Origin of the sequence: Clostridium zeae (assembly GCF_017312485.1) — a bacterium.
In the GTDB taxonomy this organism is placed as follows: domain Bacteria; phylum Bacillota; class Clostridia; order Clostridiales; family Clostridiaceae; genus Clostridium_AR; species Clostridium_AR zeae.
Genome location: NZ_BMBA01000001.1, coordinates 1920384 through 1945506 on the forward strand (window position 1 = coordinate 1920384; position 25123 = coordinate 1945506).

At 30.7% G+C, this 25123-nt stretch carries 22 protein-coding genes; 2 read left to right on the plus strand and 20 right to left on the minus strand.

Annotated elements, in window-relative coordinates; genetic code table 11:
- The 13 genes from J3477_RS08795 to J3477_RS08855 form a co-directional block, all read right to left on the minus strand.
- Positions 1-687: a F0F1 ATP synthase subunit A gene (locus J3477_RS08795; protein WP_183278724.1), complete on the minus strand. Its 687-nt coding sequence runs from the start codon at positions 685-687 to the stop codon at positions 1-3.
- A 1-nt stretch (position 688) separates the two neighbouring features.
- Positions 689-1060 (minus strand): hypothetical protein, encoded by a 372-nt coding sequence (locus J3477_RS08800; protein WP_206869392.1) that lies wholly within the window; start codon positions 1058-1060, stop codon positions 689-691.
- A gap of 1146 nt (positions 1061-2206) precedes the next feature.
- Entirely contained in the window at positions 2207-3388 is a 1182-nt protein-coding gene (locus J3477_RS08805) for an acetyl-CoA C-acetyltransferase (protein ID WP_206869393.1), read from the minus strand.
- A gap of 429 nt (positions 3389-3817) precedes the next feature.
- A complete protein-coding gene (gene wecB, locus J3477_RS08810; protein ID WP_206869707.1) occupies positions 3818-4945 on the minus strand; it encodes a non-hydrolyzing UDP-N-acetylglucosamine 2-epimerase in 1128 nt (375 codons plus the stop codon).
- 288 nt (positions 4946-5233) lie between these two features.
- Positions 5234-5722, minus strand: coding sequence for a deaminase (locus tag J3477_RS08815; protein WP_206869395.1), 489 nt, complete (start codon positions 5720-5722; stop codon positions 5234-5236).
- 159 nt (positions 5723-5881) lie between these two features.
- Entirely contained in the window at positions 5882-6511 is a 630-nt protein-coding gene (gene upp, locus J3477_RS08820; protein ID WP_200269629.1) for a uracil phosphoribosyltransferase, read from the minus strand.
- Between the two features lie 18 nt (positions 6512-6529).
- Positions 6530-6979, minus strand: a complete 450-nt coding sequence (gene rpiB, locus J3477_RS08825) for a ribose 5-phosphate isomerase B (protein ID WP_206869397.1) — start codon at positions 6977-6979, stop codon at positions 6530-6532.
- A 41-nt stretch (positions 6980-7020) separates the two neighbouring features.
- Positions 7021-7476, minus strand: a complete 456-nt coding sequence (locus tag J3477_RS08830; RefSeq protein WP_206869398.1) for a low molecular weight protein arginine phosphatase — start codon at positions 7474-7476, stop codon at positions 7021-7023.
- Between the two features lie 13 nt (positions 7477-7489).
- A complete protein-coding gene (locus J3477_RS08835; protein ID WP_206869400.1) occupies positions 7490-8539 on the minus strand; it encodes an L-threonylcarbamoyladenylate synthase in 1050 nt (349 codons plus the stop codon).
- Between the two features lie 22 nt (positions 8540-8561).
- Complete coding sequence (locus J3477_RS08840) at positions 8562-9149, minus strand: hypothetical protein (RefSeq protein WP_206869401.1); 588 nt, start codon at positions 9147-9149, stop codon at positions 8562-8564.
- Between the two features lie 73 nt (positions 9150-9222).
- Complete coding sequence (prfA, locus tag J3477_RS08845) at positions 9223-10305, minus strand: peptide chain release factor 1 (RefSeq protein ID WP_206869402.1); 1083 nt, start codon at positions 10303-10305, stop codon at positions 9223-9225.
- Between the two features lie 193 nt (positions 10306-10498).
- Positions 10499-12250 (minus strand): peptide chain release factor N(5)-glutamine methyltransferase, encoded by a 1752-nt coding sequence (gene prmC / locus J3477_RS08850; RefSeq protein ID WP_206869403.1) that lies wholly within the window; start codon positions 12248-12250, stop codon positions 10499-10501.
- Positions 12251-12294: 44 nt separating this feature from the next.
- The gene (locus J3477_RS08855) at positions 12295-12888 is read right to left on the minus strand and encodes a thymidine kinase (protein WP_206869404.1); all 594 of its coding nucleotides are present in this window, start codon (positions 12886-12888) and stop codon (positions 12295-12297) included.
- 426 nt (positions 12889-13314) lie between these two features.
- Between J3477_RS08855 and rpmE the strand changes: the two genes are divergently transcribed.
- Both rpmE and J3477_RS08865 read left to right on the plus strand, forming a co-directional pair.
- Positions 13315-13521 (plus strand): 50S ribosomal protein L31, encoded by a 207-nt coding sequence (gene rpmE, locus J3477_RS08860; protein WP_183279837.1) that lies wholly within the window; start codon positions 13315-13317, stop codon positions 13519-13521.
- Positions 13522-13781: 260 nt separating this feature from the next.
- A complete protein-coding gene (locus J3477_RS08865; RefSeq protein ID WP_206869405.1) occupies positions 13782-14885 on the plus strand; it encodes an MGDG synthase family glycosyltransferase in 1104 nt (367 codons plus the stop codon).
- Positions 14886-14924: 39 nt separating this feature from the next.
- Here J3477_RS08865 and rho read toward each other — a convergent pair whose 3' ends face one another.
- From rho to cphA, 7 genes are all read right to left on the minus strand, one after another.
- Entirely contained in the window at positions 14925-16397 is a 1473-nt protein-coding gene (rho, locus tag J3477_RS08870; protein ID WP_206869406.1) for a transcription termination factor Rho, read from the minus strand.
- 618 nt (positions 16398-17015) lie between these two features.
- Positions 17016-18626: a CTP synthase gene (pyrG, locus tag J3477_RS08875; RefSeq protein ID WP_206869408.1), complete on the minus strand. Its 1611-nt coding sequence runs from the start codon at positions 18624-18626 to the stop codon at positions 17016-17018.
- A gap of 164 nt (positions 18627-18790) precedes the next feature.
- Positions 18791-19078, minus strand: coding sequence for a hypothetical protein (locus tag J3477_RS08880; RefSeq protein ID WP_206869409.1), 288 nt, complete (start codon positions 19076-19078; stop codon positions 18791-18793).
- Between the two features lie 808 nt (positions 19079-19886).
- A complete protein-coding gene (locus tag J3477_RS08885) occupies positions 19887-20309 on the minus strand; it encodes a YwiB family protein (RefSeq protein WP_206869410.1) in 423 nt (140 codons plus the stop codon).
- Between the two features lie 360 nt (positions 20310-20669).
- On the minus strand, positions 20670-21350 hold the full coding sequence (spoIIR, locus tag J3477_RS08890; protein ID WP_206869412.1) for a stage II sporulation protein R: 681 nt from the start codon (positions 21348-21350) through the stop codon (positions 20670-20672).
- A 64-nt stretch (positions 21351-21414) separates the two neighbouring features.
- Positions 21415-22263: a 4-(cytidine 5'-diphospho)-2-C-methyl-D-erythritol kinase gene (ispE, locus tag J3477_RS08895; RefSeq protein ID WP_206869413.1), complete on the minus strand. Its 849-nt coding sequence runs from the start codon at positions 22261-22263 to the stop codon at positions 21415-21417.
- A gap of 219 nt (positions 22264-22482) precedes the next feature.
- Positions 22483-25122 carry a cyanophycin synthetase gene (gene cphA / locus J3477_RS08900; RefSeq protein WP_206869414.1) on the minus strand — a complete coding sequence of 880 codons (2640 nt, stop codon included), beginning with the start codon at positions 25120-25122 and terminating at the stop codon, positions 22483-22485.
- Between the last annotated feature and the right edge of the window lies 1 nt (position 25123).

Sequence of the window (25123 nt, forward strand, 5' to 3'; positions counted from 1 at the left end):
TTAATGTTCAACAACCATTTTTATGTTTATCATGGTCAGCATTACAAAGATGACCATTTGTATAAACCCATCGAATAAGTCAAAGTATCCGTGGAAAATCACAGGAATACCTATTTGCGCAAGCCAACCAAAGTTGTGCAGTGCTTGATAAATTAAGTCAACTAGAACAGTTGCAGCTAAAATATTACCAAAAAGTCTCAGACTTAATGAAACTGGTAAAATAGCTCTTTCTAATATATTTAGAGGTACCATCGGCCAAAATGGCTTAGCATATCCACCTATATAGTGACCTAGTCCTAATCTCTTAATTCCAGTTACATGAATTAAAATAAAAGTCATAAGTGAAAATGAAACAACTGTACTAAAATTTACTGTTGGTGGCTGTAGACCCAATAGTCCTACTAAATTTAACGTTAAAAGATAAATTGCTAAAGTTCCTATATATGGTACAAAACTTTTAAAGTTCTCACCCATATTGTCTACTACAGTACTAGTTGCAAACTCATAAAGCATTTCAGCTACAGTTTGCTTCTTGTCTGGAACTTTTTTAAGATTTCTTGTAGCTATTATACATATTGCAGCAAGAATAACTATAACAATCCATTCAATAACTAAATCTAAAGTTATATTGAATGTAAGTCCCCCTATTGGCAACTTGTAAATTACAATAGGATCTAATCCTTCCAACCTAATCACTTCCTTTCTTATTTATAAACCAATATAAAATAATACCTATGAACTGAGTAAATGTACCCAGTATATAGGTTAGTAAACGAGTATAATCATCAATAAATAAAAAAGCTAGTGCGATAATGATTATAAATTGAAATATATATCCTATATACGCTGCTACCACTCTTTTAGCTTTTGAAAAATTCAACAAAGTATGTATAGTATAACCTTTAATAACAAAAGTTATTGACGAAATCATAATACCTGTAAGAAATGCAAATGCTAAATTCTCATTATATACTTTCGTAAGAATAAGTGAGACACTTAACCCTACAAGCAAATTAAATTTAAAAACTCCGAAAATAAATTTGGTTAATGATTGATTCATATTATTCTCCTATAATCTCAAGCACGAAATTATTATATTACTGTATGTCCTTACTTTAAAGTTTTGATTTCGTTCTTAAATAGCTTATTTAAGCTAAATAAGTGAAATTATCTCTTGGTAATTCATTAATACGTCATATATCTCTTGGAAATTTCATTTTTCTTTTTTCGCGCAATTTATATCATTCATTCAATCATTTTTCCGAATATTTAAAAATATACTTTTTTCTACAACATAGTGTATGATAACATTTTCAAAACCATATTTAATACATTTTATTACATAAAGTTTTTTGCAACTCATTATTTTATAGTGTTATATTGAATCGTATTAAACTTTTTCACATATTAATATTAAAATCTTTTAACACAATTGAATAAACGTTATTATAATTATTCAAATTTTTTTTTGTATTTTTAGATCACTCAGTACTAAGGTTTCTTTAAACATGCTTTATTTACTGAATTCCTCACAATCCCACCTAGTAAAAATTAAAAAATTGATTGAATCTTTCTACAGTTTTTCTTGCATATTTAGTTATTACTATTTTAATATAAATTCCTTACATTAATTTAAGAGTTTCAGCTAATGTATTTATACCTTTGTCCTTAATCCTTTCTTCGATATTTATTTTTATATAAAAAAAAAGATTTTAGTTTAAGAGTATTGTTGAAATTAAGTTGTTATAAAGGAGATGCTATATGAGTGAGCTATTAGAATTAAATGATTTTTTCAGATGGAATGGCGTTAAGAAACTGTACTGTTCGAACGTAGTGAGTTTACAGTTTTAGCCATGTAATATGACAAAATCATATTAATTCTTTGCGAAGGCTCATTAAAGCATCGGATGTATAACAACTTAATTTCAAACAAAGCTTAGTTTAAAAATATGTGAATGATGTCCGAGATATATTTCAACTCATAATTATTCTATATATTTTTATTCTATTTATTCATAATATAAAAAACTTATTTTAGTCAAACTTTCTGAATGTATATAAGAAAATTATAACAGGTAAACAAGATTCATTTGCTGTATTCATTAAAAAATTATTTTAACTGCTTGCAATTACTAGTTTTAGTTAGTATTAAAATTTTATACTTTTCCTATAAAGAAAAAAACAGCCCTTTAAAGGGCTGTTTTTACTATACTCTTTCTACTATTAAAGCTGTTCCTAAGCCTCCACCGATGCATAGAGTAGCTAAACCTTTTTTAGCTTCTCTTTTTTCCATTTCGTGAAGTAATGAAACAAGTATTCTTGCACCTGAAGCCCCAACTGGGTGTCCTAATGCAATAGCTCCACCATTTACATTAACTTTGCTCATATCAAAGTTTAAGTCTTTAGCAACAGCTAAACTTTGTGAAGCAAAAGCTTCATTAGCTTCTATTAAATCTAAATCTTCTACTGTTAAGTTAGCAATTTCTAAAGCTTTCTTAGTAGCATGGAATGGACCGTATCCCATTATTGTTGGATCAAGACCTTTTGATCCGTAAGAAACTATCTTAGCTAATGGTTTTATTCCTAATTCTGCAGCTTTTTCTGCACTCATTACAACAAATGCTGCAGCTCCATCATTTATACCTGAAGCATTACCTGCAGTTACTGTTCCGTCTTTCTTAAATGCAGGCTTAAGTTTACCTAGTGACTCAGCAGTTGTTCCGAATCTTGGGAACTCATCAGTATCGAATACTTTTGGCTCTCCTTTTCTTTGAGGAATTACAACTGGAACTATTTCGTCCTTAAATCTTCCTTCTTTTACAGCCTTTTCAGCTTTTTGTTGTGATGCAGCAGCAAAAGCATCTTGTTCTTCTCTAGTAAGATTCCATTGTTCTGCTATATTTTCAGCAGTAATACCCATGTGATAGTTGTTGAAAGCATCAGTTAATGCATCATTTATCATAGAGTCGATCATTTTACCGTCGCCCATTCTTTGACCAAATCTTGCAGTCTTAAGTAAATATGGAGCTTGAGACATGCTCTCCATACCACCTGCGATTATTACATCAGCATCTCCAGCTTTAATCATTTGAGCTGCTAAACTAACTGCTCTTAAACCTGATCCACATACCTTATTTATTGTCATAGCTGAAACTTCTACCGGAAGACCTGCCTTTATAACCGCTTGTCTTGCAACGTTTTGACCAAGTCCAGCTTGAATAACATTACCCATTATAACTTCATCAACTAAAGCTCCATCTACTCCAGCTCTATTTAATGCTTCTTTTATAACTGTTGCTCCTAAGTCTACAGCTGGAACGTCCTTTAGTGCTCCACCAAATGAACCAACTGCAGTTCTAACTGCACTTGCAATAACAACTTCTCTCATGAAAATTACCTCCTAGGTTTATTTATTATTAGACAATTTTTATCAATATTTAACTTCTTTATTTATTATAACTATTTTTCATATATTTATCAATAGTTATTGTTAAAAAAAACACAATCTAAGAATACAGCTGTTATTTTCACTAATTATTATCTTCATTGGCAAACTAAAACAAAATAACCTTTTTCATTTACTTACATATTCAGAGACTGCACGGTAATATATCTCTTGTTACAATTAATACGGAATAACAATATTAGAATTTTTACCATCTCTTTTTCACATTAAATATGTTTATATAAATTTTCATATATTTCTTTACACATTTATTTATAATTATGTGGCAAGAATAGTACCTTTGAATATACTAAAGGTAAAATAAAAAAGGAAGTAGTAAAATTACTACTTCCAGTTAAAAAAATAACAAGTTTAGAATTCTTCTACTTCTTCTGAAGTTATATTAAAATACTTTAATATTGCTTTAACTATCCTTTGAGATGCTTTTCCATCACCGTATGGGTTTATTGACTTGCTCATCTCATTATATGCTTCGTCATCATTTATCAATGCACTGGCTTCTCTTACTATTACATCTACATCAGTACCAACAAGCTTCACTGTACCAGCTTCAACTGCTTCTGGTCTTTCAGTTACATCTCTAAGAACTAGCACTGGCTTTCCTAGATGAGGGGCTTCTTCTTGAAGTCCTCCTGAATCTGTCATTACCATAAAACTCTTATTAATTAAGTTGTGAGTTTGCTTTGTATCTAGAGGAGGAAGAAGGTGAATCCTTTCCTTTCCCTCAAGCTTACTGAAAACTACATCCTTTACAACTGGATTCAAATGAACTAAATATACAAGTTCTACATCTTTATTTTCTGCAACTATCTGATTTAATGCATCACAAATATTTTCTATTCCTTCGCCCCAGTTTTCTCTTCTATGCGCAGTAATCATTATTACCTTTTTATTTTCAAAATCTATATAGTTAAGTTCTTCATGTTCAAAAACATAATTACCTTCAACTGTATGTTTCATTGCATCAATTACAGTATTACCTGTTATAAATATATCTGCTTCATTTATTCCTTCTCTAAGAAGATTATTTTTTGAGCCCTTAGTAGGAGCAAAATGTAAATCTGCTATTGCACCCGTAAGCTTTCTATTCATCTCTTCAGGAAATGGAAAATACTTATCAAAAGTCCTAAGTCCTGCCTCAACATGACCAACTTTAATTTGCTTATAAAATGCAGCAAGCCCACCAGCAAAGGTTGTTGTTGTATCTCCATGTACTAGTATCATGTCTGGTTTTTCAGCCTCAAACACCTCTTCAAGACCCTCTAATACTCTATTAGTTATACCTGTTAAAGTCTGCTTAGTCTTCATTATATTCAAATCATAATCAGGTACTATGTCAAAAAGTTCAAGTACTTGATCAAGCATTTCTCTATGTTGAGCCGTTACACACACCTTAGAAATAATATTGCTATTCCTTTCCAACTCTTTAACTAATGGAGCCATTTTAATTGCCTCAGGTCTTGTTCCAAATATAGTCATAATCTTTATAGTATTCAAATTTATTCCTCCTAAAATCAAAACACTGAAAATTTGAACATTTTTTTACAACACTGAAGTTGTTATTGTTTTAAAGAGTTCCTATATCGAAACTTAATTTATACTTGTTCAAAAATCATGGCTACTGGGGATTTTTGAACATGTATAAATTAATAGCTGAGTTAGGAACTCTATAATTACCTAAAACTAACTTATGCAAATTTAAATTCAATATACTTCTATATTATAATTATATAATTTTCAATTCGTTGTGTATTAATAGTAAAAAGTTTAATAACCGGTTTGCGCACTAAGAGAATCATCATTTATTATCCATTCATCAACATAAACAATCCTGAATTCGTTTTTGGTATCTCTTATAACAACCATATCAATCCCTGCATTTATTATAAGCCTTTTACACATCGCACAGGAATTAGCATCTTTTACAAATTCACCTGTATTTGCATCCTTACCTACTAAATATAATGTAGCACCAATCATATCTTTTCTCGAAGCACTTATTATTGCATTAGCTTCACTATGAACACTTCTGCAAAGTTCATAATGAGTACCTCTCGGTACATTAAGCTCTTCTCTTCTGCACTTTTTCAAATCAATGCAATTAGTTCTTCCTCTTGGTGCTCCAGTATATCCAGTAGAAATTATTTCATCATTCTTTACTATTATAGATCCATAATTTCTTCTTAAACAAGTTCCTCTTTCCAGAACAGTTTCTGCAATATCCAAATAATAATTGTGTTTATCTCTTCTATCCATTATACTCCACCCCAAATTAATAAAAAAGTAGCTGAAGTTACCTTCTTCAGTGAGTTATTATGAAATTTATGTATTTTTCTATAAAGTAGAATTTTCGCTAATACGAATCCATCCAACATTTATAATCTTTTATAGAGTAAAAAGGGCATAATCGCCCTCTTACTTAGTACCAAATAATCTATCGCCAGCATCCCCGAGTCCTGGAACTATATATCCATGCTCATTTAACTTCTCATCTATAGCTGCAACATAAACATCTACATCAGGATGAACACTTGTTACATGTTTTATCCCCTCTGGTGATGATATTAAACACATAAGTCTGATATTCTTACCACCTTTATTCTTTAAAAGAGTTATTGCATCAGCAGCTGAACCACCAGTTGCAAGCATAGGGTCAACAACTATTATATCTCTTTCTGCTATATCTTGAGGTAACTTACAGAAGTATTCAACTGGTTGTAAAGTCTCTTCATCTCTATATAAACCTATATGTCCTACTTTTGCAGCCGGTATAAGTTTAAGCATACCATCAACCATCCCTAGACCTGCTCTAAGAATTGGAACTATTGCAACCTTTTTACCTGCTAACATATTACATTTTGTTTTACAGATAGGTGTTTCTATTTCTACCTCTTCCATTTGGAAATCTCTTGTAACTTCATATGCCATTAACATAGAAACTTCTGAAACTAATTCTCTGAAGTCCTTTGATCCAGTATGTTTATCTCTTATAAATGCCAACTTGTGTAATATTAATGGATGTCCAATCTGTGTAACTTTACTCATAAAAAAATTCCTCCAATATTATTTGTTATATTTTTTTTCTATATCAGCTATTTTATTTATTCTTGTTGCATGTCTTCCACCTTCAAATTCAGCAGAAAGGAATGTATCAACAATATCTAAAGCTAACCCAGTACCTACTACTCTTTCACCCATAGCTAAAATATTAGCATCATTATGTTGTCTTGTAGCATGCGCACTAAAAGTATCAGCACAAACTGCTGCTCTTATCCCTGGAACTTTATTTGCAGCTATAGAAATTCCAATACCAGTGCCACAAATTAATATACCAAAATCAAACTGTTTTGTCACTACTGCTTCTGCAACTTGAATGGCATAATCTGCATAATCACAAGAACTTTCAGTTAATGTACCAAAATCCTTTATCTCTATCCCTTTTAATTTTAAGTGTTCTATGACTTCACCTTTAAGTCTGAATCCACCATGATCACTTCCAATTGCTATCCTCATAATTGCACCTCCAAAATTTATAAAAAAAGAAGACTAAAGCATTAAAAAATGCCTTTATCTTCCTTTATTTTTATCAATACTTTACCTATTATATTTTTTAATTGATCGTATGTTTTTGAATAGACGTCAATAGAACCACCGTATGGATCTGAAATTTCACCCTTTACGCCAGCATATTCACATAATGAAAATACATCATTAGATTTTTTAGGAGAATTTGAAGCTATTAAATCTCTCATATAGCTAGTCATAGTCAATATTAAATCAGCATTATTTATCATATCAGAAGTTAGTTGCACTGCTGATCTTTTGCTAATATCATGTGATAGATTATTCATAACCAAACTAGCCGAGTGTTTGGAAGTCTTACTACCAGGAACAATGGAAATCCCCGCTGAATAGGCACTTACACCATCGATATCACAGATGCTATTAAATATAGCTTCAGCCATACAACTTCTACACGTGTTACCTGTACACACAAAAAGAATATTCATACTTCCCTCCAATTTAAGCTTTTATTATATCAAACCCAGCAGCTTTTCTTAATCTATTCATTATAGCTAGCCCCATACCCTCTTCAGTAAATGCTTCACTAATAATATAATCTACTGCTGAATCATCAAACTTCCTTAATGTTTCAAAAAGATTTTTGGCTATTTCCTCAATATCATTTCTACTGCCAAGAGAAATAATATTTCCGTCTTTATAAAGGTCCTTAGTTTCTTCTGTAGCCATAATTCCAACTTGAAACCCTTTTTCTATATAATTTTGCACTATTTCATTTATTTTTTCAACACTTTTTTCTAAAGAACCTTCAACAATTGAAACCTTAGCCTTAGGTGCATAGTGTCTATACTTCATACCTGGAGCCTTAGGCTTAATATCTTCTGATGGTTTCTTCATAATCGCAGCATCAATATATACCTCAGGATCTACTTCTTTAAGCATTTCTAAAGTTATACCTCCTGGTCTTAGTACGCAAGGTGGAGTCACTGTACAATCAATTATAGTTGATTCTAAGCCTACATTACTTTCATTGCCTCCAATTATAAAATCAACCTTCTCATTTAAATCTTCAATGCATCTATATATATCAGTAGGGCTAGGTCTACCAGATATATTAGCAGATGGAGCAGCAATAGCTGTTTCAGAAAATTCTATAAGCTTAAGTGCTAATTTATCCTCTGGCATCCTTATTCCAATGGTGCTAAGTGCAGCTGAAGTAATATCTGGTACAATCGACTTCTTATTGAACAAAATAGTAAGTGGTCCTGGCCAAAACTTATTCATTAGTTTTTCTGCCACTTCTGGAATATCTTGAACATACTTTTCTACATCTTTACTTGCAACATGAATGATAAGCGGATTATCTTGAGGTCTTCCCTTAGCAATAAATATTTTTTTTACTGCATTCTCGTTTAAAGCATCCGCTCCAAGCCCATAGACAGTTTCAGTTGGAAAAACTACAGTTCCACCATTTTTTATGCATTCTGCCGCTCTTTTAATATAATTTACATCTTCTTCAACATTATTAATTATTTTTACTTCGGTTTTCAAAACAATTCACTTCCTCTAGATCTTAAATCTCAAGTTGGCCTCTTGCAATCTTCACATTTTCTATACTTAAATCCGTATATACGGCTTTAACACAATTCCTATATACTAAATCTAACAACTGATATTTTAAGAGTCCTCCATGCTTTATAATAGTAAAATAATACAGTTCTTCAGGCTTAAGTATTTTTATCTTTCTATATTCATTAGCAACATAGGGATATTTTTTAAAAAAGCTTTTTGTTATTGGCTTCATAAATTTATTTCTAAGCTTCACTGTAGTGACAATTATCATTTCCATATTTTCATCTTTTCCTTCAGTATGTACTAAAACAACTTTATCACACAATATAACATTTTCACTTTTTAAAATTCCTGTTCTTATCCTTAGTTTATTATTTGAACACTGAAAATCAATCGCTATACTGTTTGTTACAGCTATAATAGAAATCAATATGAAGACCTCTAAAAAAGCTAAATAACTAGTATAGAATATTGTAGTTTTTCCTAGAAGAAATACTATTATAGGTAGAGCCAAAAAGAGAAATAACATACTTAACAAAAATAATCTATACGACTTTTTTTGCTTCTTTACCGCCTTTGAGATATGCATAGTAGCTACTCTCCTTTATTAATCGTATTATTTAAGCCCTACATTTTCATGTAAGGCTTAAAAATCAAACTAATTAAAACTCAGTATTTCCCATAGCTTTCATCTTTTCAGCTTGGTCTGCAGTTATAAGACCTTGGATCATTTCTTCCATATCTCCATTTAAGAATGAATCTAATTTATAAAGTGTTAATCCAATTCTATGATCTGACACTCTTCCTTGAGGATAATTGTATGTTCTTATTCTTTCACTTCTATCCCCTGTTCCAACTTGGCTCTTTCTATCTTCAGCTATACCAGCTGCTCTTTCAGCCTCAGCTCTTTCAAAAAGTCTTGATCTCAAAACTTTCATAGCCTTTTCTTTATTCTTAAGCTGTGATTTTTCATCTTGGCAGGATACAACAAGTCCTGTTGGAAGATGCGTTATTCTTACAGCTGAATCTGTTGTATTTACACACTGTCCACCGTGACCAGATGCTCTAAATACATCGATTCTAATGTCTTTTTCACTGATATCTAATTCTACATCATCAACTTCAGGTAATACAGCCACTGTAGCAGTTGATGTATGAATTCTACCACTTGATTCTGTATCAGGAACTCTTTGAACTCTATGGACACCTGACTCAAACTTAAGTCTTGAATATGCACTGTCACCTCTTAGCATGAATACAACTTCTTTAAAACCACCAATATCAGTTTCATTTGTACTCATAAGTTCCACTTTCCATCTATGGGTTTCAGCATATCTTGTATACATTCTAAAAAGATTTGCAGCAAACAAAGCTGCTTCTTCTCCACCGGCACCTGCTCTGATTTCTATAAATACGTTCTTATCATCATTAGGGTCTTTTGGAAGCAATAAAACTTGCAAATCATTTTCTAATGTATTTTTTTGTTCAGAAAGATCTTTTATCTCTTCTTGAACCATTTCTCTCATTTCTCTATCATTTTCTTCAGCTAACATTTCTTTATTGGTTTCTATCTCATCTAAAACATCTTTATATTGTGTATACTTATTCACAACTATTTCTAGTTCCGCATGTTCTTTACAAAGTTTTCTCCACTCGTTTTGATTAGCCATGATAGATGGGTCTGATATTTTTACCGAAAGTTCATCATACTTATTTTCTATAAAGTTTAATCTATCTAATATCATCCTATCACTCCGTAATAATAAATTTCATATTTTTTTATTATATCATATATATTCCTATCATATCAATAGGAAATATATATGCACCACTTTATACTTAAATTTATAATTTAAAAGCTCTTTGTGAGAAACCTTCAAAATTATAGAAATAGTTTCATTCTTAGAGTTATTCACCTTTAAAAACATTAGATATTCATCATCTAACTCCAGTTACAACTCTATCAAGCGATGCTAGGTCCTTAACTATTTTAACATTTTTATATCCTTTTTCAAGCAGTAATTCTTTTACAGCTTCACCTTGATCATATCCTATCTCAAAAGCTATTGTTCCACCTTCCTTTAGAACTTTTACACTGTCATGAATTATTCTTCTGTAAAAATCAAGTCCATCTTCCCCTCCACTAAGTGCTACCATAGGCTCATAATCCTTAACATCTTCCATTAATGTAGGAATAACATCTTCCTTAATATATGGTGGGTTAGAAACAATTATATCGTAAATTTTATTTTCTTTTATAACCTCTTCTAATAGATTACTTTTTATAAATCTGCATCTTTCCTCTAAGTTTAAATCACTGATATTTCTTTTCGTAACTAACTCTGGTGTATTTTCAATATCAATAAAATCCACCTTAACATTCTTTTGATTTTTTGCTATTGCAATACCTATAGCACCACTACCGCAGCATAAGTCACATAAATCAATTGCTTCCTCATCCTTAATTATACCCAAAACTTCATCCACTAAAACCTCAGTATCTGATCTAGGAATTAAAACACCTTTCTCAACATGCAATTCTATTCCGTAAAACTCCGCTTGCTCAAGAATATACTTTATAGGCATTTTATTTTCTCTTTTCTCAATGAGAGCATAGAATTCCTTGCATTTTTCTTCTTCAACCAATTCTTCTCTATGAGTAATCAGATAAAGTTTATCTTTGTCTGTTACTTTTCCTAAAATAAGTTGACAATCCAAAACATAACTATCTATTCCTGCTGCTTTAAGTTTTTCATTACCCTTACTAAGCAACTTACCTATAGTTTCATCATCCTTTATTCCTTCAGCTGCCTTAAGCGCTCTTATAGCAACTTCAATTTGGTCATCTTCTGGTTCTCTGGTAGTTAGATTTTGAAGTTTTAATCCTGGTGCTGCAATTAAATGAGATAAGAAGCTTTCGCTTTTTCCAATCCATCTTATAAGTTCAAAAGTCACCCCAGAAACTAAAGGTAGCAAAATAACTCTAGATAGTATTCTCTCTGGAAGCGAAGTCCAACCAGTAAAAGAAAAAGCAAATATACTTACTAGCATTACTAGAAGCATAAAATTAGTACCACACCTTGGATGAAATCTTTCAAACTTCTTTACATTTTCCACAGTAAGTTCAATCTCATTCTCATAACAAAATATAGTCTTATGTTCAGCTCCATGGTACTGATACAACCTATTTATGTCGTCAAGTCTTCCTATTATATACATATACCCTAAGAGTATTATTACTCTTATTACACCTTCTATCATATTCAGTCCTACTACACCTATACCTAAATGTTTAAACAGCGAAGTAATTGCAGTAGGTATAGCTACGAATAGCCCAACTGAAAATATCAAAGATATCAACAATGTAAATCCCATTATTATATCATTGCTTTTTTCACCAAATTTATCATTTATCCATTTGTCAAACTTTGAAGGCTCTTCTTCTTCCTCAAAAAATGATGCAGAGTAGTTAATACATTTGATGCCCTCAACCATAGAATCAACAAGGGATATAAACCCTCTTATTACAGGCACGCCAAGTATTTTATATCTTTTAGATACTGGTACAGTGTTCTTAAAATCAACTTCTATATTTCCATCGGGAGTTCTTATAGCAGTTGCTAAACCACTAACCCCTCGCATCATAACTCCTTCAAGTACTGCCTGGCCTCCAACCTTAGTTTTCCTCATATATACCCTCCTTTTTATACTGAATATTTTTATTGTTATCCATTTTATTCGTTTCTTGATTTTTTATATTTAAAATAACAGTCCCCACATAAAGACTCGTATTCTACATCATCAACATTATCTATAGCTATTTGCTCACCTTCAAAAACAAAATGACCATTTATTTTTCTTCCATTTAATATAGCTTTATTTCCACACTTACATATAGTCTTCATCTCTTCGATACTATGAGCAATCAGTAGTAATCTTTCACTTCCTTCAAAGCCGTTCATTTGAAAATCAGTTCTTAATCCATAACATATTACAGGTATATCGTTAACTACAGCAATTTCAAGCAACTGATCAATTTGATAACTTTTAAGAAACTGAACTTCATCCACTAAAATACAATGTATTTTACCATTTAGTTCTACCCACTGAGATACTTTTTCAAAAATATTATCATCTTTTTTAGCAAGTAAATCTACAGTTCTTTCTACACCTAACCTAGACACTAGCTTGTCTCCACCTTTTTTATCAGTAGATGATTTTATAATTAAAATATTCATTCCTCTTTCTTCATAATTATGTGCTACCTGCATAAGATGAGTTGACTTTCCTGAATTCATAGCACCGTATCTAAAATATAATTTACTCATAAAATAATCTCCTTTTTTCATCCTCAAACGTGTTTGATATGATTATATCATTATATGTATAGATGAACCACTTCATAATTTAAATTTATATTTTCAAATTTTCCTAAAAATATACTATATTATAAGGAAGCTTTAAGCCGCAAAGCAAATCAACTAATAACCCAAACTATTAAAACCATAACTAATATAGAATCATTTTATCAATTATTAAACCTTATTTATTATCTATAATGTACATAATATTATTCTATTTTGTTTATAATTACTTGGTCAATTAGTAAAATCTTCATCATCAATCATGAAATGTCATAACTGTAGTTTAATAGACATATTTATTATTACCTCCTTATTGACTCCCGTATTATGTCATGCTATACTTTAGTAGTTGCAAAAGCGACAGTATTTATTTCGAAAGAGGTGAACAAGATGAGAGAAGGCATACATCCAGAATACCACAACGACGCTGTGGTTAAGTGCGCATGTGGAAACACATTTACAACTGGTTCAGTTAAATCAGAACTTAAGGTAGAAATATGCTCTAAATGCCACCCATTCTTCACTGGTAAACAAAAAATCATTGATGTTGGCGGTAGAGTTGATAAATTCAAGAAGAGATTTGGTCTTGAAAAGTAGCAATCGTGGGAAAGATAAACTCTTTCCCATTTTTGTTTGAAATTTAGGCATCTTCAATAATAGCTTGTACCTAATTAGCTATTTTGAGGATGCCTTATATAGTTGTTAACATTAACATAATCAACTGATTTTTTCTCAAACAACTGTTAATGAATTATATATCTTTATTATGAAATAAATGTTAAAATATAAATTAAATGAAAATTATATTCTAAAAAACATTTTTCTATATTATTTTATCGGCAAAGAGAGTGAGAAACATGAAGAAACTTCTTATTTTAACAGCATCTACAGGACAAGGTCATAATCAAGCAGCGGACTCCTTAGTTGAAACCTTTTCCCAGTTTGGATATGAAGTTATTAAATACGATTTTTTATATAACAATAGTAAGTTACTTAATAATGTTATCGTTGTAGGTTATGAACTATTCGCTACAAAAGCCCCAAACCTTTACGGTACATTTTACAAAGCTACAAATATAAAATCTATGAATAACATAATAAAAGTCTCCTTTTGGAATACATCAAGAAAGTTATTAAGATTTATAGAGGAAAACAAACCTGATTTAATAATAGGCACTCACCCTTTTACAATAAATGTAGTATCAATGCTTAAAAAAAACCATCTTACAAAGCTGCCTTTTATTTCTATAGTCACTGATTTCAAAGCTCATTACACTTATGTATCTAAGTACGTAGATGCGTATGTAACCGGAAGTGAGTATACAAAAAACGACTTAGTTTCTCGTGGTATAGATTCTAATTTGATTTTTCCTTACGGAATTCCAATAAGAAGAGAGTTTTACGTTAAAAATCGTGAATACGAAGAAGTAAAAGATTCCGATTATTTCAATATACTTCTTATGAGCGGTAGTATGGGACTTACAAATATATATTATGTACTTAAGGAGCTAGTTAACAACAAACATAAACTTAGGATAACGGTTGTTTGCGGAAAAAATACCAACTTAAAAAATAAGCTTCTAAGTTCATATTCTGCTCCTATTGAAGGCAAAAAGATTCATATCCTTGGTTATACCAACGATATATCTGCAATAATGGATTACAGCGATATTGTTATCTCAAAACCAGGCGGACTCACAGTTACAGAATCAATAGTCAAAAACTTACCACTTGTGATTCCATTCGCTATACCTGGTCAAGAAACAGAAAACACTGATTTTCTAACCAGTGAAGGCTGTGCGATTTATGTAAATAACCTCAAAGACTTAAATTCATCCTTAGATAATTTAATAGAAGATCCCCAATCGTTACAGGCTTTAAAGAAAAACCTTTACAGACTTTCCTCAGAATTTTCATTAGAAGCTATAGTTTCATTAGCTGATGATATACTAAAAAAATAAACAGACTGCAAGTATCCTTACTTACAGCCTGTTTTATTTTTATCTTGAATTGTTATCTAAAATACTTTTATCAAACATATTTAAGAATTCTTTATTATTTTTAGTTTTCGAAAGTAATGCAATCAATTTTTCAGTTATACTTTCAACATTACCTTCTCTATACATTACTTTTCTTATAGCATATGCTGCTTCTTTTTCATCATCGTTAAGAAGTAGATCTTCTTTTCTTGTTCCAGACTTGTAGATATCGATAGCTGGGAATATTCTTCTTTCTTGAAGTTTTCTATCTAAGTGAACTTCCATATTTCCAGTTCCCTTAAATTCTTCAAAAATCATATCATCCATTCTGCTTCCTGTATCAACAAGAGCAGTTGCAAGTATTGTAAGACTTCCGCCTTCTTCTATCTTTCTCGCTGCACCGAAGAATTTCTTAGGCATTATAAGAGCTCCTGGATCTAATCCGCCTGAAAGAGTTCTTCCTGTTGGCGTTATTGTTAAGTTATAAGCTCTAGATAGTCTAGTTAAGCTATCTAGCAAAATAACTACATCTTTACCGTGTTCAACCATTCTCTTAGCTCTATCTAAAACCAATTGTGCCACTCTAGTATGATTTATTGGTTCTTCATCAAATGTTGAGTATATTACTTCACCATGTATACTTCTTTGCATATCCGTAACTTCTTCTGGACGTTCATCTATTAATAATACCATCAATGTAACATTTGGATAATTTGTTGATATGTTCTGAGCTATCTTTTTAAGTAAAGTTGTTTTACCAGCCTTTGGTGGAGCAACTATTATCCCTCTTTGTCCTTTACCTATAGGAGATACAAGATCCATAAGTCTTGATGATAAATCCTTTTCATCATTAGTCTCTAGTCTTAATCTCTCATTTGGATAAATAGGAGTTAGGTTTTCAAAGTACTTTCTCCCAATAGCAGTCTCTGGTCTCTCTCCATTAACTCTTTCTACATACAATAAAGCTTTAAACTTCTCGCCTTCTTTTGCTTCTCTTACTTTACCTTCAATTTCATCCCCAGTTCTCAAGTTAAATCTTCTTATCTGAGATGGCGATACATATATATCTTGATCTGAAGTCAAATAATTTCTGCATCTTAAGAATCCAAAATTATTTGTCTCCATTATTTCTAATATTCCTCTAGCGGAATTAGAGGTATTGATCATTTCCTTTAGTCGTTCTTTCTTTTCTCCAACCTTTTCTTCACTTGCATTTTCTTGATGCTCTTCAACCTTTTCAGTAACAGCTTTTATTTCTTCTATTCTTTCTGCAGGTTTATCAACTGTTTTTGTTTCTTTTTCTACATCGGTTGACTTAGGAGCAATTTTTTCTCTTAGTTCAACCCCATCTTTTTTTATAACATTAGGAGAACTTTTAACTATTTCTTCAATAAGTTCATTTTTTTTCTTTTTTGAAATATTCTTTATCCCTAAATCTTTAGCTAATTCTTTTAGCTCAGTTAAGGTTTTCTTTTCGTAAAATTCTGCTGTCAAAATGACACCTCCATATTTTTTTAATGGAATCAACAAAGGAAACAATAGAAATGAAAGTATAAGGTTAATTATATCTAAATCTAAAATATATGAGTCTTATAAACTTATTAATTTACAAATCTTGAGTTGTTACATATTTGAATTTTTTGCAATATACCAAATATCGGCGTGCAATTAAAATAAATAAACACAATAACATTAAGAGGAATATTAGCAATTCATAAACCCCATTTTATTGATCCACTATCATAAAATCTTCTTTGTTTTGATTTATTAGTACTGAAAATATTTAGAAATGACTAACAAGAAAGACTTTGGTCTTTTGAGCATTTATTCTGTACTAAACATAATTTAGCTTCAGTAACATTTATAATACAATTAGCATTTATATTATGCTTTATTAGAAACATATTTTCAAGTATTTTTTTTCATATATATAATTATTGAGTAATAATGATAATTTTATTCACTATTTATATACAAAGTATATAGTTTTTCAAATAAAATAGTCCGTTACTTTTTATTGATACACGTAACTTCTTAAGTTCTATTTTAAGATAACTAAGAAAAAGGTTTAACAAGAACATTTCTTGTTAAACCTATAAATTTACATGTATATTATTTATTATCTATAGCTGCACCTATAAAGTCTTTAAATAGTGGGTGCGGTCTATTAGGTCTTGATTTTAATTCTGGATGATATTGAACAGCTACAAACCAAGGATGGTCTGCTATTTCTACCACTTCTACTAATCTTCCATCTGGAGATGTTCCAGCTATTCTCATTCCTGCATCTGCTATCGAACTTCTGAACTCATTGTTGAATTCATATCTATGTCTGTGTCTCTCATATATTAAGCTATCTGAGTAAGCTAACTTTGAGAAAGAATCTTCTTCTAATTTACATGGATATAACCCAAGTCTCATAGTTCCACCAAGATCTTCTACATCTTTTTGCTCTGGCATTAAATCAATCACTGGATAATTAGTTTCTGGATTAATTTCTGATGAATTAGCTCCAGTATATCCAAGAACATTTCTAGCGAACTCAATAACAGCGCATTGCATACCTAAACATATACCAAGGAATGGCTTTTTGTTTTCTCTAGCCCATCTTATAGCTTCTATCTTACCTTCTATACCTCTATCTCCAAAACCTCCTGGTACTAAAACCCCATCAACACCTGAAAGTAAGGTATTTACGTTATCTGCAGTAACATCAACTGCATTTATCCATTCTATTTCAACCTTAGAATCATTATGTAATCCACCGTGATTTAAAGCTTCAACTACAGAAATATATGCATCATGAAGCTCTACATACTTACCAACTAAAGCTATCTTAGTTACTTTGGAAAGATTTTTTATTCTATCTACCATTTGAGACCATTGTGAATTATCAATGTCACAGCATCCTAAATTTAACTTTTCAACTACCAACTTATCTAAACCTTCATTATGTAACATAAGCGGTACTTCATATAAATCTTCTGCATCAAGATTTTGTATTACTGATCTTCCATCTATATTACAGAATAAACCTATCTTATTCTTAATATCATCTGATAAAGGCTTCTCTGCTCTACAAACGATAATATCTGGTTGTATACCAATTCCTGTCAATTCTTTAACTGAGTGCTGAGTAGGTTTAGTCTTTAACTCTCCTGCTTTTCCTAGGTATGGCACTAGTGTAACATGTATAAAGCATGCATTTTCTCTACCTACTTCATACTTAATTTGTCTTATAGCTTCTAAAAATGGAAGTGATTCAATATCCCCAACAGTTCCGCCAATTTCAGTTATTACTACATCTACATCCTTTTCTTTAGCTACTCTATAAACACGGTTCTTTAATTCGTTAGTTATATGAGGAATTACTTGAACTGTTCCACCTAAGTATTCGCCTTTTCTTTCCTTAGAAATAACAGACCAATATACTTTTCCTGTAGTTACATTTGAGTTCTTAGTCAAATTTTCATCGATAAATCTTTCGTAATGACCTAAGTCAAGATCTGTTTCAGCTCCATCATCTGTTACGAACACTTCTCCATGTTGATATGGGCTCATAGTACCTGGATCCACATTTAGATACGGATCAAACTTTTGTATTGAGACTTTTAACCCTCTATTCTTAAGCAATCTTCCTAAAGACGCAGCAGTGATTCCTTTACCTAATGATGAAACTACTCCCCCTGTGACAAATACATACTTTGTGGTTCTCTTGCTCATACTTTTTCCTCCTAAGAATCTATTTAAAAAAACTATTGACACTGTAATAATTATTTATTATAATAGTTATTACCCACCATTTAAGATGGATAATTGTTGTCTTAAACACAATGATAGTATTTTATCACATATCAGATTCTTATTCTAGTCTTTTTTTTATGTTTTTATAGCATTTTTTCTATTTCTTCTTCAACATATAGATATTTATCTCTGAATTCCTTATTTATTAAAAACTTTTCTTCGGCCTTTTTTACATTATAATTAATACTTCTAGAAGACTTAGCTCTCAATATGTTTAACAATTCTTCTTTTTTTATACAGTCATACTTTTTCATCAATAACAAAAGCATATATTTATTTTCTCTGCTTTTCAAAAAATCTTTATGCTCATTTATGTTAATTCCATGATATTGGCATAACAACTCAATTATCTTATAGTATCTCTCATACAATTTCCTCACCTCTACTTTTATTGTAATTATTGCCATTTAACTTGCTAGTTAAACTTCTTTTACCTAAATTTATATTTTTATATTATGATGAAAATTTAGTATCAAAATAGATTTTGTTTTTTTACTGTATATCAATAAAGACTTGTAAAACCTTTAAAATTCTAGATTTACTCTGCATAAAAACCTTATAGTTGTCTATATGCAAAAAAGATTTAGAATTAATTGTAGATAATTCCTGCAATAAGAATCATCTAGTAAAAAATCCTAAATCTCTTCATAATTTTGATATGTTATACTTATTTATCTTTTAAAACATATACTAAACACAAAACTTTTCTATATTGTTTATGTCTATGTTTAAGAATATTGTTGAAATTAATTGGTTATACAGGAGACGCTATATGAGCGAGCTATTAGAATTAAATGATTTTTTCAGATGGAATGGCTCTAAAAAATCGCTAATCGTTCTTCATTAGTGATTTTTTTACGCATCTGCCTTTTCTGAACGTATGTGAAGAAATTCTGGCAGGCGATATAATTTTATTTTTTACTTTTTAATTCAGACATCTTTTTTATTTTCTTAAATTTAAGATATGAGAGATTTATAAAAAGTATTAATTATTAAAAAGTAAAACTGTACTGTTCGAACGTAGTGAGTTTACAGTTTTAGCCATGTAATATGAAAAAATCATATTGATTCTTTGCGTAAGCTTATTAAAGCGTCGGATGATTAACCAATTAATTTCAACACAGTGCTTTAACAGCGCCTTGTTCCCTAAATCAGCATGCTTAAAAACCTTGTTATAGGTTAGTTTTTTGTCTTTATATTTATTTTCAGTTGAGTATTATTACTTTCTTGGCCACTTACACTTAAATTGTAATCAATAAACACATCTCCACCATGCTCATCTATATCTATCTTCAACTCTTTAGTATCTATTTTAAGCTCTAACATCCCATAAGGGGTATTATAAAGACTTACTGAGCTATTATCTTTTTGAAAATTCATCTTAGTGGCAGTAGTGCCTTCTCTTTCAAGAATCAACTCATTAGAAGTTATAGATATTTTAGTTTTTGTTCCTTCCATGCCTGATATTTCTGTTTCATCATACGTTGCTTCGTATCCATCTTCTTTAATTAAAAACTCCCCTGGAGTTACTACTTCAATTAGATCTTCTTTATCAGCTGGCACTTGATTACTTGCTATTGAAATTATTGCCTTCTTCTTCATTTTTTCCTCCTAGCTTACATACGCTTTTTTTGCATCGTAAGCATATTAATTTACAACTATATAATAGTTTAATAATTTTAAGTCCTTTATTCAAGTGTTATATGAAATATTTATTTATAAAAAAGTCGCTGAAGCGAACTTCTTCAGTGAGCTTTTTTAACGCATCTGCCTTTCCGAATGTATATGAGGAAAATCTGGCAGGCTACATATTCTTATTTTTTTATTCTTTAACTTATACTATGTCTTAAGTCTGTTCGCATAATTATCCACAGATATAATTGAGATATAATTTCCTAGAGAATAAAAATATAAGGTCCTATTCCAAAACAAATTAATAGTTGGAAACAGAACCTTGTATTGCTATATTTTTTTTATAATATCATCGAATATTTCTTTTATTTTAAACTTGAATACAACCTTATCGCTAGAGCTGTCTTTACCTAATTTACCTTGGTTATCAACTTCGTCATACTCTTTGTCTGTTAAAACTCTTTTCATTTGCTTTTCTGTTTCATCATAGGAAACTTGTCCCTTTGTTATATCAATAAAGCATAAAGGAGGAAACATAACACACCACCAATTTTGTCCTTTTCCTGATCCAATGATAACTCTGTAAGCCTCATAATTACCTTGTGGCAATGTTATATTACCATAAGTTTTCACTGGAAAGTTTTCATGATCTAATGTGCTATTTACCTCATAGGTATAGCCGTTATCCTTTATCACTTTACTTGCTATCTTCTTTATTTGTTCATCGTTTTCCTTTAATATCTTCCTTGATTCATCTATGGATTTTGAATCTTTTAACTTTGGAGTTATATATTTTAATATTTCATCTCTTACCTTAAGTTTTAGCTCTTGATCCTTTTTATCATCACTATTTGCTATTACATGGAACCTTATCAATTTATCTTTTATTTCCTCACTTACAGAACTTCCGTCTTCCTGACCATATACAGTTATCTTGTTTAAAGTATTATAGGAAAATATTCCTATAGTTAATGAAAATATAATAGTCACAATAAATAATATTTTTTTCATAAAAAATCAACCCCCTGACACTTGTAATTATTGCCAAAGGGTTTTCCATTTATACATTTTTATTTTAAATTGTTCTAGTTATATATACATCTCTATATCTTTCTTTCATCTTCTCATAGCAATTTTGAGCTTTTACCATATCTTCAAAGAAAGCAAAAACTGTAGGACCACTACCACTCATCAATGTTCCTAAACAACCCAAGTTAATCATACTATCTTTTATTCCTTTTATTAACGGGTGCTTTCTGATAGTTACATTTTCTAGTACATTCTTCATATTCTCAGCTACAAATTTTATATTACCGCAGTTCATTTCATGGATTAAATTATTTACTCTAGGATGCTTATATATACGTTTTATATCTAGTAATCCATATACTTCTTTAGTAGAAACACCAAATGGCGGTTTAACAACAACTAATATATAATTTTTAAAAGGCTTAAGAGGCTTGATTTGTTCTCCTATCCCTTCACAAAGTGCTGTTCCACCTTTCATGCAGTAAGGTACATCAGCACCTATTTGGAGCCCTAAAGCTAAGAGTTCTTCTTCAGTTGCATTGATTTCAAATATATCATTCATACCTTTAATTACAGCAGCAGCATCTGTACTTCCACCAGCCATACCTGCAGACATAGGTATTTTTTTTATTATATCAATTTTAACTCCGTTTGAAATATTATACTTTTCTTTAAATAGTTTAGCGGCTTTATAGCAAAGGTTCCTACTGTCAGTTGGTATAAATGGGTTATCACAAGTTATAATTATATCATCACAGCTCAATTCTTTATTAATATGAATAACATCATATAAATCAATTGTTTGCATTATCATCCTTAATAAATGATAACCATCCTCTCTTTTACCAACAACATCTAAGGCTATATTTATTTTAGCATAAGCTTTTAGTATCATTTATTTTCAACCCTTCCCCTTGTTCTATAATAATTATATATTTTATCGCAATAAATGCAATATATAGTTTGATGGGATTTTATCTTATATAATTAATAAAATAGGTTTAAATTGGGTTTAAAATAATATAAAAAACAACAGTTATAGCTAAAATTAAGCTATCACACTGTTGTTTTTATAATAAGTCTCTTTGATGATTTTATTATAGATGATATATTTTTATATATGAACTACATTTTCTAATTCAATTAAATCAACAACTTCAACAACTTCATCAGACTTACCTTTGATATAATTAACCAATCTTTCAAATCCTTCAAAAAACACAACTATTACATCACCAGGAATTGAATCATTTAAGGCATTATCTAATGCTACTACTTCATCAAGTATTACATGTATATCTTTTTCTAACTTATATTCCAATGCTCCTTTTAAGAGTATATCAGCAACTTCTCCTTGCCTCCGTCCTCTTTTATCAAGATCTTCTTTTATATATATCTTATCTAGAAACTGAGCTGATATGGCACCTAATCTTTGTATGCTATCATCGCTCCTATCACCTGGAACACCAATCACTCCTATTAATCTATTATGAGGCATACTTTTTAACGCATCTAAAACACAGGTACATCCATCTATATTATGCCCATAATCTAAAATCACCTTAGTTCCATTAATATCATACTCATTGAACCTTCCTGGATTGGAGTTTTCATCACCGAAGAAGGTTGTTAACCCTTTAGCAATTATAGCATAATCCAAATTTATACCCACTAATGCGCTACATGCTGCTAAACAATTATATATATTATACTTTAAATTTCCGTTCTTAGTTATAGGAATATCTTTTATCATACATATACTATATCTTTTATTATTATTTTCAACATATATAGCCCCATCGGAGGCATAAACAACAGGATTACCTTGCATGATATTTCCTTTAATATATGGGTTATTTCTATTCATAGAGAATAATATCTTCTTTTTATCTTTTATTCTATCTAACACCTTAATACTCCATGCATCATCTACATTTATAACAGAATACCCTTCTTCTTTAACAGCTTCAGCAACTAAAGCCTTTGCAAAAGCTAGTTGTTCCATTGTATCTATGTTATCTATACCAAGATGGTCTTCAGTGATATTTGTTATAATACCTACATCTGCAGCATCATAAGCTAATCCATTTCTAACAATTCCACCCCTAGCAGTTTCAAGCACCGCTACATCTACATCTTTATTTAACAATACCGATTTTGCGCTTTTAGGACCAGTATCATCACCAGTATCAATATATTCTCCGTTTATAACTACTCCTGAAGTAGTTGTCATTCCAACACTATATCCCACAAGACTTATTACATGAGCTATTAATCTAGTTGTAGTAGTCTTGCCATTAGTACCAGTTACAGAAATAACTGGTATATTTTTTAAATTTCCTTCATACATCATATCTACAATCGCTCCAGCTACATCTCTTTCTTTGCCGAAGGTTGGATAATGATGCATTCTAATTCCAGGAGCTGCATTTACCTCAACTATGATTCCCCTACCTGAAATTGGTTCTGATATATTTTCTGTACATATATCTATTCCACAAATATCTAACCCTATGGTTTTTGCCACTCTAATACACAGCTTTATATTTTCTTCACATATCTCATCAGTACAATCTATGGATATACCTCCTGTAGATAAATTAGCATTTTCTCTCAAAAACACTCTTTCACCTTTCACTGGTATAGATGAAATATTAAAACCTTGCTTTTTTATACAGCTAATTAAACATTCATCCATCTTCACTTTTGTTAATGGTTTTTCATGCTTTTCTCCTCTTCTAGGATCGCTATTTAAATTTCTTATTAAATCTTTAATGTTAGCACTTCCATCTCCTATTACAAAAGGAGGTAACCTTTTTGCAGCAGCTATGACTTTATTGTTTACAACACAGACTCTATAGTCTTCTCCTTTTACATACTTTTCGATAAGTATATCTTTATAATCATCATTTATAACTTTATAAGCTTTGAGCAATGACTTTTGATCAGTTATATTAAGTATAACCCCTTTGCCTTTGTTTCCAAATTGGGGTTTTAACACTACCGGATATCCTATATCATCAGCTTTCTGCAATAAATCTATAGTATTAAACACTTTTTCACCTATAGCGACAGGAATAAATTGTGCTTTTAAAAGTTGCTTCGTAAGCATCTTATCACAAGCTATATCAGCTCCTATGCATCTAGTAGAATCCCCTAAGGCTGCAGCTATAACCCTCCCTTGCTTCCCGTATCCTATTTGATACATTCCGCCATCTCCAAGCTTAATAACTGGAAGTTTTCTTTTTTGAGCTGCATCACAAATAGCTTTAGTACTTGGTCCCATCATCTCTTGTGACATTGTTTGCTTTAAGTATTCTAATCTTTCTTCTAAGTTAATTGGTTTTTGCTCTATCAAAGAATTTATTAAATCTATGGCAAGATATATAGCTCCTAATGCCGTATTTTTATATTCATATTGGATTATCATATAATATAGGTCATCTTTTATCTCTCGGGCTTTCCCATAAGCTACATCTATACCTAATATATTTTGAATAGCAATAGTAATATGTTCGCATATATGAGCAAGATATGTACCTTCTTTTAATCTTGTTACAAAACCATTATCCTCATCAATTCCACATCTATGCTTATTTAATTCTGGTAACATCTTTACAAGAGTATCATTAAAATTAGGAATATCTTTACTTGGAATCTCACAATAACCTTCCAAATCAACATCTGCTCTTATGCATTTTTTATGGGAATATATGTTTTTCCCATCATAAACTATTTCTTTAATAAGCTTCATT